Origin of the sequence: Paenibacillus sp. PAMC 26794 (genome assembly GCF_000316035.1) — a bacterium.
Classification (GTDB): Bacteria; Bacillota; Bacilli; order Paenibacillales; family Paenibacillaceae; genus Paenibacillus.
Genome location: NZ_ANHX01000002.1, coordinates 180,148 through 199,875, shown reverse-complemented (window position 1 = coordinate 199,875; position 19,728 = coordinate 180,148). Strand labels below are relative to the sequence as shown.

Sequence of the window (19,728 nt, the reverse complement as noted above, 5' to 3'; positions counted from 1 at the left end):
CTCACTCCCCTGGCCGTATTTCATCCAAACGATGAAGAATGTCTTCGACAGATACTTCCCCGTCCTGCAACTTGTCCAGCATATGGCTTAATGAGTCATTCCAATCTCCGTCCTGCTCTTCTGATGCGGATGTTATCGGTGCAGCTTGCAGGATATGTTGCTCATTGCCTGCAATGTAATTGCTGAGTTTGTCTACGGTTGTATATTCGAACAGATCTACCAGTTTGATCTTATTGGGGAAATGCCGATCCAATAACTCATGCATTTGGCCCAACATGATCGAATCTCCCCCTAATTCGAAGAAACTGTCATAAATATTGATTTCACTGAACCCTAGTACCGAACCGAAGATTTTGGCAATCATATCCTCAGCATCGCTATATGCTCCTTCTCCTGTCCTGCCATCCAGAGTAACTTCTGCATAACCGGTCTGGTTCTGAGCTTCAGTAAAAACAGACTTCGTACCAGTAGCCAGGGACCTCAGGTCATCAGATAGTCTCACAGCAACACTTGACATCATGCCAAGCAATTTGCTTTCACGATTGATCTCGCCGACGATTACCCGATTCAAGGTCATTCCCATCGCACGATCCAGCCATGCAATGCCCTGGTCCGTAGGAATGGCGGAGAATACGCCATCCACATTGATGCCGTAACGAACGCCCATCCCCGTATCTCGCCATGTGTTCCAATTCATAGTTAGTGTTCGTTTTCCGAGCTTGCTTCGATATGCAGCAAACGCATCCAGGTATGCATTGGCAGCAGCATAGTCACCCTGGCCTGGAGCAGCAAACACCGAAGAGATCGTGGAGAAGAGCAGGAAGAAGTCAAGATTATCCTCAAGCGTGACTTGATCAAGCGCCCATGTTCCTTGGACTTTGGGACCAAACACCGCTGAGAACTGTTCCTCCGTCTTGCGCATCAGCATTCCTTCACCAGGTACACCGGCACTGTGGACTACGCCACGAATGGGACCGCAGGTATGTCGAAGTTCATTAAACACCTCACATAGCCTATCCGGATGACCGATATCCACTTGATAAAATGAACATGACGTGCCCTTCTTCTCCAGCTCCATCACCCGGTTTAACGTCTCGCACACTTCCCTGTCTCTGTTCTGATCAAGCCATTCAGTCCACTGGTCACGCGGCGGAAAAGGTGAACGGGCAAGCAAAGCAACATGTCCTGCTCCCTTGTCAGCCAAGTACTGGGCAACTTCCAGTCCAATGCCTTTCGTGCCGCCAGTAATCACGTATACACCGTCATTTTGAATTGCTGGCGAATGCCCGATCACCGTCGTATCGTCCAAAGTCTCGAACTGCTCCTCATAACGAGTACCTTCCCGGTAAGCAACAAGATACAAATCAGACTTTCGGCCGATCTCCTGTAGCACATCTTCAGCAGAGACAACATCATCCACGTCCAGAAACTTGCAGGATATGCCCATCAATTCCTGACCTACAACCCGTCCCATTCCCATAAAAGGAGCTTGTTGTGGCTGAAGGACACGTTCATTGCCTGTCACTTCGTTCACATAATCAGATATCAGCGTAAGGCTCAGTCCGCGCTCATAACCCACATGTGCCAGTGCCTGTGTAAGATACATCAGGCTGCGAGCCCCACGTTGCTGGGTCACCTCTAATTGCTCGATACTCTCGGGAAATACTGTTTGTTCAGTCGTTGACATATGGATAATATGTGTGAATTGATACTCGGATTGAAGATCTGTTAATAAGTCCTCGTACGCCTGTTTATTTGAATCAACGCCATACCATCCATCGCCTGGAGTAGAATCCTTTTGAAGTCCAATCTCTACTCTTACAACCTTCCGACCCGCAGCTAGTAATCTCTCATAGATCGATGCCGAAAGAGCGGTTTTTCCTGTGAACAATAATACATCTCCAGATTCGGAGGACATCCATGATGTCCCATCGTTGGATGGCGTGTTAACCCAACGAATAAGATGAAATGGTTGTTCCATACGTTCCACTTTTACCGGGGCGACGTCGGGTATGTCCAGCCAGTGTGTCTTACGCTCGAAAGCATACAGCGGGAGCCGCACTTTACGAGGTGTCTGTCCATCATTCCATAATAATGGTGGCAAATCTGCGCCCGCCGAATACAACTCACTAATTTTGACCTGCATGGATTCGTCCCTGTACAGGCCGTCCCTCCACGCTAATGCCACTTCTTGAATTTCAGCGTTCAAACTTTCCTTCTGAACCAGAGTAAGATCATCCGGACGTCTAATCCCATCCGTACCTGATACCAATCGGTGTTCTCCATAACGATAGAAAACCTTGCCGATATCGCCCAGTTCAGACTCCCAAAAGTAGAGCCGGTTCAATTCATTCAAACGGGAAACAAGTTCCATTGTCGTATTCACTGCAAAAATTAATCGATGCGGATAATGACTGCGCCCTGCCTGGACCGTGTAACAAATATCCTGCAGATCCATTTGTAATAATTGCGGACCATATGCAACGTACCTCGTAACAAGTTGCTGCAAGCTCTCACGTGATTTGGCCGAAAGCATGAAAAACTGTGGCCCACCGTGAGGAACATGGTCAGGCAGTTCTTTATGGGTATAGTCTGCCGGTGGCTCTTCCAGCACAATATGGGCATTGGTTCCGCTCATGCCAAACGCACTGACGCCAGCTCGCCGCGGATGGCCTTCAACCTCCCACTTACGAGTAACGGTGTTGACGTATATGGCAGAATCGTAAAACGGGATATTTTCATTGGGTCGATTAAAGTGAATCGTTGCAGGCAATTCCTTGTTTTTAAGTGCCAACGCTACTTTGATCAACCCGACGATTCCCGCTGCCTCAAGCAGATGACCCATATTGGCTTTGACAGATCCAATCGCACAGAAATTTCGTTTGTCGGTGAACATACGGAATGCATTCGTCAAACTGTTTACTTCAATCGGGTCCCCTAAAGGTGTACCCGTCCCGTGGGCTTCCACATAACCAATGGTCGCAGGATCAATGCCAGCATCATCCCATGCCTTGCGAATCACGTCTTCCTGAGCTGCAGGATTTGGTGCTGTCATCCCGGCAGAACTGCCATCCTGATTGGATGCTGATCCCTTAATGACCGCATAGATTTGGTCGCCATCCTGTTTAGCTTTTTCGAGTGGTTTGAGCATGATTACACCAATGCCTTCGCCAAATCCGGTTCCTTCCGATTCCTCATCAAATGCACGCGTGATTCCATCCATGGATTCCATGCCTATTCCCATACGTGTATTCGTGTGATGAATTGGCATGGTATGGATTTTAATCCCACCAGCTATAGCCATTTCACATTTGCCGCTACGAATCGATTGACATGCTGCATCTACAGCAACGAGGGAAGATGAACAGGCTGTGTCTACGACCATCGATGGCCCCTTCAAGTCCAGCATATAAGATACTCTTCCAGAGGTAACTGCTGCTGTGTTGCCCACCATAGCGCTGGATAGCAGAGTTGGATTGGTTTCATAAATGAGTCGTGAATACATATCGCGAATATTCGGCGAGTATCCAACAAATACCCCGGTATAACTTCCACTAATGTCATCTACACAACCGGCATCTTCAACTGCTTCCCAGCATGCCTGCAGGAAGAGACGCTGATGCGGGTCCATCAGGCTTGCTTCCTTGGGAGACAAACGGAAAAAGGTACTATCGAACTTATCAATCTCATCAATATACGACCCTTCCACAAGAGCAACGCTGCCCTCAGGAAACTGTTTATATCGAATATAGCGATCAATGGCATCCTTTCGTTCTGCAGACAATGCGGTCCTGCAATCCAACCCGTTACGAATATTGTCCCAGAATTCATCAGTGTTGTTGGCGTTAGGCAGTTTGACGGAAATGCCAATAATGGCTATGTCCTGTTCCGTTCCTTTCATCGTTGCATGATGTGTCATGTTGTTGCTTCCCTGGCGTTTATCTACCAGAAAACGGGCCAGTTTATAAACTGTTGCGTGCTCAAACAAATCCGTAATCATAAGTGAACCTGGATCAAGCAGTTCCAATCTGGCATGCATCGTTTTTAACAAGAGGGAATCGGCTCCCAGTTCAAAGAAATTTTCATGGATGTTAATTTCCTCGAAACCCAATACCTGTCTGCAAACATCAGCGACACGTCGTTCTGCTTCGGTGTAATCCTCTTTTTCTTTTCCCGTGAGGATCACCTGTCCCGTGCCATGTTGTGAAAGTGATCGGGTAGAAGCCATATCTGCTATAGACCTGATCGTAGACTTCAATCTCTTCAATCGTTCGAGCAAATGTGGAGCAACCCGAATCCCTGAACGTTCGAGTAAAGGAATGCCCCCACCATCTATGTTTAATTCCCCTATAATAACGCGGTCTACTTTTTGAGTAACAACGTCTGCGAGAGTATGGATCGCCTGTTCAGGCAAAATGGCCTTAAATATAGTATCCGCCGTAAAACCCGAACGTGCTGCCATTCCCCTCTCTCTCCAGGTCACCCAGTTAATGGCGAGTGTGTGAAGTCCCTGCTTGGTTCGTTGTGCAGCGAACGTATCCAAGTAGGCATTGGCTGCAACGTAATCTCCCATAGTCAACGTGCTGAACGTTGTAGCGACAGAAGAACATAGCAGCATAAAATTAGGCTGATCTTGTCGGGTAAGTTGATCAAGCAGCCATGTCCCCCTGATCTTGGGAGCCAACGTGCGCTTGACGTCATCTTCACTCTTCTGATCGGTAGACAGATCACTGCCCGTTCCTGCACAATGCACAATTCCACGTATAGAACCAAACGTTCTTCTGATATCATCCAACGTATGGGTAAGACGCATTTCATCAGATACATCTACGCTAAAATAAGTTACCATTGCTCCGAGACTTTCCATGGCATCTATTTCACGAATAATCTGCTGAACAGCAGGTTGGTCTTTCCCATTCTTACGAAGCATTGGCCATTGCTCTCTGTTGGGTAATTCAGTCCGTCCCAGTAGGACAATTCGTACCTTTGCCTGACCAGCCATCCATCTCCCAATCTCTGAACCTATCCCCCCTGCTCCACCCGTTATGATGTATACTCCATCTTCAACTAGTTGCCAGTCCCTATTTTCCTGAGTCTCTGTGTTCCATTCATCCAGCTGTTCAACATAACGAATCCCATTCCGATAGGCAAAATTCTCGTTGGAGATGCCTATGCCACCAACCAACTCCGGAATAGATTCAAGTGAACTATGTTCATCTCTGTCAATGCACTGACAACGGATATGCGGATATTCCTTTCCTATAACCTTAGCCCAGCCGATCAAGGCAGCGTGCTCAGGATACAGTTCCACTTCGTCCCCAGTCACTTGATAAGCAGTTGTCGTAGCAATTGATATGTCTACAGGGCCAGACACTGCTCGCTGCACAAGGGATTTGACCAGTCTGAACAGACTCAGAGGACCCTCTATTTCCGCCTGAGAAAGATCCGCCAGATTATGCACCTGCTTTCTGGGCGTTGAACTCAGTAGATGAATAATCCGGGTTACATCATTGAAAGGCAGTGCACCAAGCAGGTGATCATAAACATCTTCTGAAGAAAGTTGCACTAGACCTGAGAGTCCTTCCATAACGGCAACATCTCCGTCAAATGTCACGGATACCAGCTTTCGTCCCAGATTACGCAAGGTGGTTTCGAGCCTTTCGCCTTCAAGGTCCTTATCTTTTCGCAATATCAGGACGATCCCATCATCAATTGGCTGCTGCGCCTCATCGGGTTTGGGCGGTTCCAAAGAATCCGCGATCCAGCGTGTTCTATACATGCTCCGATACATGTCATCTGTCTGACGTTGATCCATGTCCGATTTCCAGTCCAGCCAGCATATGTTCGGTTCAAACTGGTATGACGGAAGTGGAATCCTGCGCACAGACTTTTCTCTGTATAGATCTTCCCAACTCACATCGGCTCCCTGAACATACAAATCACAAATGGCCTCCAACAGTACGGTCCTCGGGTGAAGATGCGCTTCCGAAATCCACCCCTGTGCCTTCTGGCCAAGTAGCTTGACCTCCTGCTCCGTTATCTCTCCCGTACTTCGCGTGGACTCCCCTGCACCCGCTGTTATAATCCGATGCATGCCTGTGCGTACTCCGTTTATCTCAAGATCAGGACCAAAATTTGCGTCTGATACAAGCTTCAATTTTCTTTCCAAATCCTTGCGATCACTGTAAGTGATCGCAAGCCTTTGAGTATAGTGCCCTCTTCCGGTATTAGCTGAGAATGATAGATCTGCCAGCGAAAGTTCAGGATCTGAAACGAGCAAGTCCTGATAGGCTTGCACCAGCTTTGTTAAGCTGGCAGCACTTTTGGCAGAGATCGTTAAAATTTGCATATCTGGGGTCACTGCGGTATCTGCCCTGTGATAACGTGGCGGCTCTTCAACTACAATATGACTATTGGTTCCACTTAGACCAAACGCGCTGACACCACATCTGCGTGGAGCTCCTTCGGCATGCCATATTCTAGGGCGTGTGTTGAGATAGACTGGTGAATCTTCAAAGTTGATTTTTGAGTTTTGACGCTGAAAATGAAGTGTGGGTGGCATCATGCCTTCACGCATTCCCATAATGACCTTGAAAAGCGAAGCCATGCCAGCTACACAATCCAAGTGGCCCACATTTGTCTTCACTGAACCGATAGCACAGAATTGTTTCTTATTCGTAAACTTTTGGAACGCTCTTCGAATGGCCTCAAACTCAATGGGATCTCCCATATCTGTCCCTGTGCCATGCGTTTCAATGTAATTTAGCGTCTCCGGGTTAATCCCCGCATTTTTCCATGCTTTCACCAGCAAATCTGTCTGTGAAGCGGTATTCGGCGCTGTGATGCCTACGGAAGTTCCATCCTGATTCACAGCACTTCCTTTAATTACTGCGTAAATATGGTCTCGATCCCTGAGTGCTTTGTTCAAAGGTTTGAGTATAATAGCGGCAGCGCCTTCACCCCAGACCGTCCCATCCGAATCTGCATCGAACGCCTTCACTTTGCCATCTGGCGCTTCCACACCAAGCTTGTTCCCTTCATCCAGGGGAAACAAACGTATCTTTACGCCACCAGCGACAGCCAGATCACAATCCCCGTTTCGAATGGCCTGGGACGCGAGATGGATGGCTACGAGAGAAGATGAACATGCTGTATCAAGACAAAGGCTCGGCCCCTTCAGATCCAGCAAGTAAGAAATCCGGCTAGCCAGAATGGAGGCCAGATTACCTGGAACTGCGCTGGGATCTGCCTGAGGTTCCAAGTCAGTGATTAATCTTTTGTAGTCATATACTTCATCGTTACGAAACCCAACGTACACACCTGTGTTGCTTCCTTTAAGTTTCCCGCCTCCATATCCCGAATTCTCAATGGCGTGCCAGGCCGTTTCAAGAAACAACCGCTGATTGGGGTCCATGAGAGAAGCTTCACGAGGAGACAGGTTGAAGAAACGATAATCGAATCGGTCAATATGATTCAAAAACCCTGCTTTGGTATACGCGACCGACTCTCCCCGTGTCTTCATATAATAATCTGTGAAAGATTGTCGTTCTGCAGGAAAATCGCTGATACTGTCCACACCGTTAACCAGATTGCTCCAATATGCCTCGAGTTCCTCTGCACCAGGGAATCTGCCGGACATTCCAATAATGGCAATGTCCTTAGTCGAAACACTTTCGATATCGACCGATTCTGCCCCGGATTCCAGGAGATCATCCAGTTTAATACTTCCCATTAATCCTTTTCTCATTTTGCTCTCCTTTACAGTCGGCTTGAGATCATTCGAGTATCGGGTTCAGTAGTTTAAAGTAGAGTTGCAAGAGTGACTCGACCTTGCTCTTCCGCCATTTCATTGAACGGAATCCACATACAAAGTGTAGGCTTTCCTCCTGATGAACCACTTGTAACGTTAAGTCGTACAGTTCAGACACCGGCACTCCCGAAGCAACTGCACCAGCGTTATAGAACAAAGGTAATGTTCCTGTACCGGGCTCCTGCAAGAGGGTACTAACATGCTTGGTGTGGAATGTCTCCATGCCATCTTGATCCTTGGATTGATGGATAAGCTGGAATAATTCATTAAATTGTTCCAACGAGCCGAAGTCCAGATCAAATACTTGAATATAGTCGGACTGCCCAATGGCTGCATGCATACTCATCCGATCACTGTTGGATGTCTGTGCGAGAAGGTACGCAAAGCCCGCAAATAAAATATCATCCACCTCTACGTCCCACCTGCTGGCAGCATTCACCACACGATCATAGAGTTCTGCTGATAAGGCAAACTGCAACTCTTCTGTTTCGTTCGATGTTGAATCTTCTTCCACGAAATAATCCATGGACAAGGGAATGCGGGATCGTGATACATGGATTACATCCATCTCGTCCAACTGATTCTCGATAAATGCGGTAATATCCGAAATAGTTGGCAAATTAAACATGTCGGTTATTTTCACAATTCCCGGATATTGGTCATCAAGTCTGGCATGTGCTTTGATCATCAGAACAGAATCGCCGCCGATCTCAAAGAAATGCTGATTCACACCAATGTGAGCATTGCCAAGTACTTCGCTCCATATCTGTACCAATTGTTTCTCAATATCATTGGCGGGAGCCTTGTACTGGATCTGAGCCGTGTGTAGAGCTGTTGGTTCAGGTAGTGCATTACGATTGATCTTTCCATTCGCTGTTAGAGGGATGGCTTCCAACCGGATAAAGAAAGCAGGCACCATGTACTCCGGCAATCTGGATATCAGAAACTCTCGCAATTCAGCAATGGAAACTTCTTGATCAGAGACATAATAGGCACACAGATATTTTTTCTTTTGCTCGTTCTGCCTGTCCATTACATACACACGCTTCAAGGCGTGGTGCTGAATGAATATGGCTTCAATTTCACCAAGTTCCACGCGATGCCCCCTGATTTTGATCTGGTTGTCCTTTCTGCCCAAAAATTCAATGTATCCCTCTTTGCGCATGACGCCATGGTCTCCCGTTCTATATAATCGACCAAGGAGCGGATGCTGAATGAATGCTTTCTCCGTTTTATCCAAGTCATTCACATATTGATTTGCAAGACCCACTCCGCCGATGAACATCTCACCTGGAACATCAACCGGACATCGACGCAGTTTATAATCGAGCACATGGAATGTTTGATTCGCCAACGGATACCCGTAAGGGATACTGTTCCACGCATCAGATATTGAATTAATAGGGTAATAAATGGACCAAATACTAGCCTCTGTTGCACCACCGAGACTCACAATGCTTGCATCAGGACACAGATTTCTGACTTTGCCCGGTAACGATAGAGGTATCCAGTCGCCGCTGAGCAGTATAAGACGAAGACTGCTTTGATGGTTACCCTCGTTTGTGATGTTTACTGCTCTTTCTATATCAGAACTTTGGACATTTAACTTAGCCAGCGGAGCGGTCTGTGCACCCAGGACTGCTACGGAACGTTCCGATAATAGGGAACGGTCAACAACCATTGGATTTTCGTCATAGGATACCGATACGCTTGGACTTTGTCTGATATAATTTCTGCTGCTCCATTCTTCCGTAGAAGCCATTTCATCGTCTGGCTTCAATCCTGCTTCCACCGTGTGAAGCCAGATCTGATTTTCATTTAAATTGAATAACGGTTTTACTTTATCAAAAGGCATATCTCCGATCGAACACATCCCAATGCCCAGCATCTCTCCAACACTGTTTAGTGTGGATACCATAATTCCGGTATCAATAAGGGAGTATAAATAACCTTGCGCACCATATTTCGGCATGGTTGCTTCCGCGTTGTAAATGAAGAAAACAGTAAACGCTGAAGACTGATAAATGGACCTGTTCGTGTAATAGTGCATTTCATCTGAGAATGACTGGTTCCCATGAATAAGGCGTACCGTGTGATCCACTGGACTAAAGTAGTACAAGCCCGCCTCCATTCCCGCAACTCTTCCTTCCTTCACATACACAAACACATCTATCGGGTATAGTCCTCCCGCAGAAGGATAGTAATACCGAATTTCCTGTCCTTGATCATACTGACCCAGTACTCCCATCAGATCAGAGAACTGTTTCATGGTGACAGGCTGGTCCTCCTTAAAGGAACGATGAGAACGTCGCTTGGAGATGAAATCAGGATATTCAACACCACGCTCCAGTGAGACCTCAAGTGTGGTGTTCTCACCGAAATTACGATGCAACTGTATTTTTTTGAATGCCTCATATGCCTGTGCATCGTATGCCACCTTTTCGTCATACGGATTGCGGAATAACTGCGTCTGCTTCTTGAAAATTTCCGTTGGCTCCATAAGTCCGCTGACCAAAGCACGTTTGCGAATGAGCAGTTCCATGAGCGAATTCACTTCACTAGCAGGTACATTCGGGAAGAAAGAAGCAATCTCGGATTGCCGAATCCCCTTTTGTGCCAAGAAATACAGTTCAGGGAACATACCTGTTGCATATTCAGGGCATTTGAACTCATCCACGTAGATATGCTTTCCATCCATTCGCCACAGCGTGGAGAATGACCAGTGGTACACCGATTCTACTGACTCTTTCTCCACAGCCAGTTGGGTTGACGCCTGAATCTCTTCATCACTTGCCCAACGGTAGCTTCGTCCAGCATCGGATTCCAGTCGATCCATGAACATATCCATAATCGCTGGAACCGAATTCCAGATTGTAACCTGATGGCGATCAACGGCCTCTTTCATCATTCGGATATCTCTTTGGTCGGATACAATTACGAGAGCTGCACCCGAGGAAAGTGCACCGAACACGTCATATACGGATAAATCGAAACACATGGAAGATACGCCAAGCATGCGATCCTTCTCATGAACACCGAACTTTCTGTTCATATCCTGAATCGTATTCGTTACAGCCCCATGAGTAATGGCCACACCCTTCGGTCTACCCGTACTTCCCGAGGTATAGATTACATATGCAATGTCAGCAGGTGTTCCAGATGGCTCACCTTCGAGTAGAGGATAACCTGAAGCCGAGACCTGATCATAGGCATCCACGTCCAATACAATTCGGCAATCACTATTCTTAAGCATGTAAGCTTGCCGATCTTCTGGATAATCCGGATCAAGTGGTACATATGCCGCACCAGAACGAAGTATAGCCATTACATTTACAATGGTCTCCATGCGGCGCCTTGCTACAACGCCAACTCGATCCCCTCGCCCGATCTCCTGTTCAAGTAAATATCCTGCCAGTTGACCGGATCTTCGGTCCAGCTCCGAATACGTCATCCGCTCATCCTCAAACAACAATGCATCCTGATCTGGATAATGTTTGGCCATACGATCAAACAAATGTTGCAATGTTGTTGGCATGATATTTTCTTCTGATTGGTTATACCTTTCCAAAATGCTGCGATCGACTGAAGGAATGTCAGGCCCCGTAATCGTTTCTCCCGCAATTAGGCCATCCAGCAGTGCAATATATTGCGCAAACATCGTTTCGACCACCTGTTGGTCAAACAAGTCATCCACGTAATCCCAGGTTAGCGTTAGCTGCCCTCCCGCATCCGAAGCCTGATGATCCAGATATACCTGCGATGTTTGGCTGACCCCAGTTCGAACCTTTCCAATCAGTCCCTGGGTTGCTTCAGATGTCTCACGTTCATTAAAGATCATACTTGTGAAGACAATTGGCATTACGGTCTTGTTCCCCATTTGATGATGCTTGGAGAGATCACGTATGAATTCGATGCCTTCATAATGCCTGTGCTCCAGCGCCTCCAGTATACTGTTCTGAACATGGCGCACATGACCCATAAAATCATTCCCTGAAGTCATATCCACATCAATTAAAATCATGGAAGTAAAGTCCCCAATGATATCCTGTATGCTTGGGTGGAATGGATAACGATTGAAGACTGTCAGATTCAGTGCAATCTTCTGTTGATTGCTCCAGTACGATAAGATCTGGGCATAGGCTGCACAGAGAAGCGCTGAAGGTGTTAGCCCGTGTCCATTAGCAATTTTTTTCAATATCTCCCAACGCTGTGGTTCAAACACTTCATTAAGTCGCTTGAATTTTGGCTCGCTGATCTGTGCAGGATCTGTCTTCAATGGGAGTGCAGGTGCTGCTGGGAAATCCTCTACTCGGGCACGCCAGTATTGTTTGTCAGCCAGGTACGTATTCGATTTACGGAATTCATTGTAAGCAAGAATATAATCGCGGAATGTAAATGGATTAGGCTCCGGCTCAATCTCGGGATGATGATAGAATTTCAGTAGATCATTATTGAAGATCTGGATGCTTGCCCCATCAGCAATGAGCAGATCATATCCAAACAACAGCAGGTGTGTATCCTTAGATATTTTTTTCGCACGTATCTCAAATAATGGCCATTGCTCCAATTCAAAAATATGATGAGACATGCGTTCTCTTTCGGCTATGATCACCCGTTCCATCTCGTCAGGACTCAAACCGCTGATATCTTCAATATCCATCCGGTATACCGGTACATGTGGCAGGATTCGTTGCTCTCCGGTAGGCAGGATAATTGCCCGCAGCATAGGATGATGTTCAATCAGCTTGATTAGTGCTTCATTGAAGCGCTTCATCTCCAATTGAGTTTCGAATTCAAGGTACCCGTGTGTCGAAGTGCCTCCCATTTCAAAAGCCTGACTTCTTCCTGCGACATAAGCCATCTGTACCTCAGTCAGCGGGAATGGTCGGCCTTCAGGATCAGGGCATGGATCATGCTGCGGATAATGAATTGTTCCCACTGACTCTTCATTTTCCACAGAGCTCTCCAGCAGAGCCGCCAGTTCATAAATATCTCTCAGGGCCATAAATTCCTTGAAGCTGAGACGTTGATTGAATTCCTGCCCAATCCGATTCACCAGCTGCACCATTAGAATTGAATTGATCCCCATTTGGAAGAAGCTGTCGTGAGTTCCTATTCCATTCATACCAAATACCGATTCACAGAGTTCAATTAGCTTTTGCTCCGTTGGGCTTTCCGTTCCTGCAAGTGCACTGGACTGTTGTCCAAAGGTTGGTTCCGGTAACGCTTTCCGATCAATCTTTCCATTGGGTGTAAGTGGAAATTCAGGCAACTGGATTAAATGCTGAGGAACCATGTAATCCGGAAGTGCTTTTGCCAAAAGACGCTTCATCTCCAATTCGTCATAGCTGCGCTCCGCTGAGTAATAGGCTACCAGTACCTTTGTTCCTTGCATGTCCACTTTATCTATAACGACAGCCTGCTTCACGCTAGGAACTGTAGATAGTCGGCTTTCAATTTCTCCAAGTTCAACCCGATAACCCCTGATTTTCACTTGGGAATCCCGTCTGCCAAGGAATTCAATGTACCCTCCTCTTCGCAAGACTCCAAAATCACCTGTGCGGTATAAGCGTCCCAATTCCGGATGATTAAAAAATGCATTGTCGGTCCTCACTGGATCATTAAAGTATCCTTGAGCCAATCCTGCTCCACCGATACAGAGCTCACCAATGACATCGACTGGACTCAGGCAACCCGTGTAGTCAAGCGTATAGAATGTCTGATTCGCAAGTGGTCTTCCATAAGGAATGCTCTTCCAATCAGACTTGACAGTATCAATGGGATAATAGATAGACCAAATGGATGCCTCTGTCGCACCTCCCAAGCTGATAACCTGTGCCGAAGGAAAACGCCCATGTACTTGCTCTGGCAATTTCTTTGGTATCCAGTCCCCACTGAGCAGGATGAGTCTTAATTGTTCATTGGTTTGATCGGTTACGTAATCTGCCATCAGTTGCATAATGGCTGGAACTGAATTCCAGATGGTTACTTTATGCTGTTGTATCGCGTCGTACATGTCATGAATATCACGCTGGTCAGCAATGATCACAAGTGCTGCACCCGTCGCAAGTACACCGAAAATATCATAGACTGACAGATCAAAGCACATTGAAGAGATACCAAGCATCCGATCTTGATCCGTCACTTCAAACTTCATATTGATATCCCGAATGGTATTCATTGCCGGGCCATGGGCAGTAGCTACCCCTTTTGGAGTTCCCGTGCTGCCAGACGTATAAATAATGTAGGCAAGATCGTCAGGTGCTCCGTTATTTTCCAGTGGCTCCACCGGCAACTCAGCCAGTCCCTCAAACGTATAAAGTTCGGGTAATAGCAGCATTTTGCAGTTACTATTTTGTAAGATGTATTGCTGACGATCTTCAGGATAATCGGGATCAACAGGCACGTATACCGCTCCTGCTTTGAGAATGCCGATGGTATTCACAATTGTCTCCATACCACGTTTGGCTAACAACCCCACCCGGTCTCCCCGTGTTATTCCTTGTTGCGTCAAGTAATGAGCGAGCTGATTGGAACGTTCATCCAGCTGTTGATAAGTCAATTGCTGATTACCGTAAATCAATGCTGTCTGATAAGGAGTCTTGGTCGCCTGCTCTATAAAAGACCCATGCAGTGTAGATATAGGAAATGATTGTGCTGTTGCATTAAATGCATTCCAGATGGCCTTATCCTGTTCGGGCAATTCTGGTAAAAACTCGATATTCTCTTGCTCACACAGATGAGTAATTATCGCTGTATAATCATCGAACATGGCGGAAAGTGTATCGTAATGAAAAAGATCCTGAATATAGTCCCAGTTAATGGTCAGTCTCCCGCCAGTCTCCATTACCTGATTATCAAGGTAGACTTGAGAAGTCTGACTGATACCCATTTTCAGATCTCCGATATGCTGCCAGCTTCCGATGGCATCCACAAATAATGTGCTGGTATATACAATCGGCATAATGGCGGAAGTACCCGCTTCTCGATGACGGGCCAGTTCTCGAATGAACTCCACGCCGTCATAATGTCGATGTTCCAACATATTGAGCATGCCACTCTGCACTTCTCTTGCTTGTTCCCAAAAAGGCTTGTTTTTTTGTTCGTTAATTTCGAGCAACATGATGGATGTAAAATCACCGATAATTTGATTGGTTTCTTCATGAAATGGAAAGCGGTTGAACGCCGCCAGATTGATGGCAAGTCGATCCTGATTGCTCCAACGGGCCAAAACTCGAGCAAAGGCAGTACACAGAAGCGCGGAAGGTGTTACATTTTTTTGCTGCGCCTTATGCTTTAATTGCTCCCACGGATCTTGTTCCAATATCCAGCTTAGCCGTGAAAATTGCGGTTTCTTGATATGTCTGGGCTCCTGCTTCAGCGGAAGTGCTGGAGCGGAAGGAAATGTGTCCAACTGATCCATCCAGTACTTCTTGTCACGTGCGTACATCTCACCCTTTTTCAGTTCTCCGTATGCCATCATATAATCCTTGAACGAAAACTTGAGTACAGGAAGTTCCTTTTCCGGCTCACGGCAATAATGCACCAGGTCCTCTCCAAGGATCTGGATACTCGCACTATCACAGATCAGCAGATCATAACCGAATAACAGGTAATGCCGTGTATCATCTATTTTAAAAGCTTTGAATTCAAACAACGGCCATTGGCTCGGCTCAAACACATGATGGGACATTCGATCCCGTTCCACCTCAATGTGTTTCCACTTTTCCTGCTCATTCAGATGGCACACATCAACGATTTCCAGTTGATAGTCTGGTACCTGTGGCAATATTCGTTGTATGCCCTCCGGCAATATGACCGCTCGCAGCATTGGATGGCGCTGAATCACTTTTTGCAATGCAGTCTGGAAATGCGTCATGTTCAATTTGGTTTCCAATTCCAGATAATAGTGAGTGGATGTTCCCCCCATCTCAAACCGCTCGTCTCGACCTAACAGATAAGCCATCTGTACTTCTGTCAAAGGGAAGTCCTCATACAAGGTCGCCGGTTCCGGCTCTTGCTGGGGATACTCGGATATCGCTCCGGTTTCCTTAAGTGCACCAATCAGATGAATTGCAAGCTTCGCCAGATTCATACCTTCAAAGAACGTGTGGTAGTTTAGGTGAACATGGTAGCGTACCCGTATTTCAGTAATAATGCGCATCATTGATATTGAATCAACGCCGAGTTCAAACAAGTTATCGTATACATCTAACCCGGTAAACCCGAGAACATGTCCCACCAGTTGGGCAAGTTCCTTCTCCGTAGTTGTATATATACCGTTATCTCGTCCGTGCAATTTAACCTTCTGTTCATATTCAGTTCTCGTCAGCTGGTTGTTATGATAATTCAAATGATTACGTTCCTGCTGTATTCGAGCTGTCATGGCTTCCGAAAATTGGATAACCCTTGACGATTCTAGCAACGGAAGGAGTTCACTCGCATAATTGGGCTCACCGATCAACACTCGGCGTATACGACGGCTCAATACCATGTCAAAAGCACTGATTGCTTGATGAGTCGCTAACGTCTTGAATGCTGTATCCACATTCAGACCAAATCTGGCAGCCATCCCGGTTTCCTTCCAGGCAGGCCAGTTAATGGTTAGCGTTCGGCCCGATCCATTTGCACGGTAAGACGCAAAGCTATCCAGAAAACAGTTTGCAGCAACATAATCGCTCTGCCCCGGTTCTCCTAACATGGATATGCCAGAAGAAAACATAACGAAGAAATCCAGTGGTTCCTGCGCTGTTACTTGATTCAGAACCCAGGTTCCCTGAACCTTCGGTCGCAGAACCTCTTGGAATGTAGTCTCTTCCTTACGGATAATCAAGCCATCATTGGCAACACCAGCGCTATTAATTACCCCATAGATTTGCCCATATTTTGTTCTCAACCTCTGCACAACCTGAGTCATCTGCTCCAGATCGGAGATGTCTGCACTGATTAATTCAACACTTGATCCTCCGGCTTCAAGCTCCATAATGGTTTTCAATCGTTCAATCATTTCTATGGATATTATCTTTGGATCTTCTTCTTGAATAAGCTTGTCCCACACAGTGCGATCAGGCATCGCCGTACGACTGATTAGTGCCAGACGAATGCAGCGTTCATCAGCCAGATGCTTCGCGAATTGCAAGCCAATTCCGCCTGTTCCACCAGCAATAAGATATAAACCGTTCTCACGAATAGTCACTTCCTCATGACTGGCTTCCAGAATATTGGAAATATCCAATTCTTCTACGTATGACTGATTATGTCGATACGCCACTTGGAAACGGTCATGGGAGCTATTCAATTCTGCATAGATCGTATCCGCATCGGTATCTGAGTCCACATCAATGAATCGGCAGGATATTTCCGGATACTCCTGTTCAATGACTTTCGCGAATCCGTTAAGCGTTGCATTCTCCGGTCTTACCTGATTTTCATAACCCGTAACTGCATTCGCTAGAGAGGATATGAATTGAAGCTGAAGTCCCTCTGTCATATGATGATGTAGAATCGCACGGGTCAAGTAGAATGCACTCTGAATTCCACGGTCCTGGCTTAACTTCAATTGTTCCTCGCTTTGTAAATAATCATCTGAATCATTCTCTGCCAGAGTAAACCCGTGAATAATACGGGTTAGCCCCTGACCCTTAATATCATCCAATAACTGAATGTAGTCACTTTCATCGCCACGAATCACATAGTGCGAATCATCATACTTCTCGTAACGATCCCCCCAGGCTACCTGAATGACTCGTGCTTCGGGCTCACGCTCTAATCGGACCGTCAGGGCAGCACTGACTTGATCGTTTCCGCGGAAGAGAAGTACGGTGCCTTTCATTTTTGAGACGACAGAATCTCGAGATACGGGCGTGTATCGTTGCCATACAGCTTGATAAAAAATGCCCTCTGCCTGTACCTTTTCCGATCTTCTGTTACGTTTTGGAATGTCGATCCAACATCTGTGCGTCTGAAATGCGTAGGATGGCAAACTGACCTTGAATACGCTCTGATTCGCATAAAGCGCTTCCCAGTCAGCATCGCCCCCAGAGACATAGAATGAAGCAGCCTGATGTAACGCATTGACGTCTTGCCGCCCACTGTTCATGAATTCTCCAAGAGCTTGTCCCAGCGATACGCTCATCTCATGCCTGGATGAGAGCGACATTCTGAATTCCTGATCCGCTGCCTCCTCATCTTGAACCAGCTTGTGAAAACCGGTATAGATGTGCGAACCATGTGAAGTACCAAATAGCTGCTTTGAACGCTCCAGCTGGGTAAGTTTCTGATGCAAATCGATGTTGCTGTTCATTATGATTGCTACCCGATATGGAAATTTCCCTCTTCCCGTGTTGGCGGTATAACATATATCTTGTAATGTTGGCAGTTCATTTTTTTCAAGAAAATAGATATACTTACTGATCATCTGACGCAGCGATTCCTCAGACTTGGCGGACAATGTCAGAATGGATGGATCTGTTACAGAAGTGTGCGTTTTATGCTCTGCAATTGCCCGATCAGGTGCTTCCTCAAGCACAAGATGACAGTTGGTTCCCCCAATGCCAAAAGAGCTGATACCGCACCGTCTTGGAGTTGTGCCATCCGTGGTCCAATCTCGCAGTGTAGTATTCACGTAAACGGGCGATCCACTGAAGTCAATGGCTCTATTTGGCTTTTCAAAGTTCAAGGTTGGAGGGAGTTTTTTATTTTTCAGCGCCAGAATTGCTTTAATTAAGCCAGCAGTTCCAGCTGCTTCGTACAGATGACCGATATTGGTTTTAACCGAACCGATCGCACAAAATTGTTTCTTGGAAGTATATTTCTTAAACGCGTTCTGAATTCCCTTAATCTCAATGGGATCCCCCAATTCCGTCCCCGTACCATGCGGTTCGAAGTACGAGATCGTTTCGGGATCAATGTTACCGTCCTCCCACGCTTTTACAATTAACTCTGCCTGAGTGGACGGGTTCGGTACAGTCAATCCGCCAGAACTTCCATCCTGATTGACGGCCAAACCTTTAATTACCGCATAGATCTGATCACCATCACGCATTGCAGCGTCTAGTGGTTTCAGCAATAAAGCAGTGACTCCTTCGCCCATTCCCGCCCCATTTGCAGAATCATCAAATGTTTTGGTCCGGTAGTCTGGAGATTCCATCCCGATTTTCTCATTCTGATTCTCGCGTGTCATGAGATGAAGTTTCACACCGCCCGCAATTGCCATATCACATTCCTTGTTGCGGATAGCCTGACATGCCATGGCGACAGCTACGAGCGAAGAGGAACACGCTGTATCAACAACAATACTGGGTCCCTTCAGATTCAGAAGATACGAGATTCGATTGGATAATATGGAAGCCAAATTGCCAACGATGGACAGTGCACTTGTCTGCATCGTTTCGGTAATATATCGCATATACATATCTTTGATATTGTTGGAAAAGCCCACATAGACACCTGTGTTGGTGCCCGATAATTTATCGTTACCGTATCCTGCATCCTCCATGGCATCCCATGCCGTCTCCATAAACAAACGCTGATTAACATCCGTTAAACTGGCTTCTTTGGGAGGCAAACGAAAGAATTCATGGTCGAATTGGTCAATATTGTCCAGGTACGCCGCTTCGTAATATTGAATATCTCCCTCAGGAATATCCATATAAGAGAGAATAGCATCCATATCCGATTTTCGTGTCTTGGGAATGGGACGTATGCAATCTACACCACTCTGGATATTATCCCAGTAGTCATCCAGTGTTTCCATATTGGGCAACTTGGCTGAAATACCGATGATGGCGATATCCTTGACGGGTTTCTTTTCCCCTTCTTTTAGCATTTTCACGATCTGAGCCGCCGTTGTTTTGTTCATCTTCTGGTCCTTGACACTCTCTACCAGGAGCTTCAGAATTTTCTCCACGCTTCACGTC

General features: G+C 46.4%; 2 protein-coding genes. Both read right to left on the bottom strand.

Features of this window, described 5'->3' with window-relative positions; translation table 11 throughout:
* Nucleotide 1: 1 nt before the first annotated feature.
* Complete coding sequence (locus tag D829_RS32265) at nt 2-7,747, bottom strand: SDR family NAD(P)-dependent oxidoreductase (protein ID WP_017686945.1); 7,746 nt, start codon at nt 7,745-7,747, stop codon at nt 2-4.
* A gap of 28 nt (nt 7,748-7,775) precedes the next feature.
* Nucleotides 7,776-19,718, bottom strand: coding sequence for a non-ribosomal peptide synthetase (locus D829_RS30155; RefSeq protein ID WP_017686944.1), 11,943 nt, complete (start codon nt 19,716-19,718; stop codon nt 7,776-7,778).
* Nucleotides 19,719-19,728: the final 10 nt, after the last annotated feature.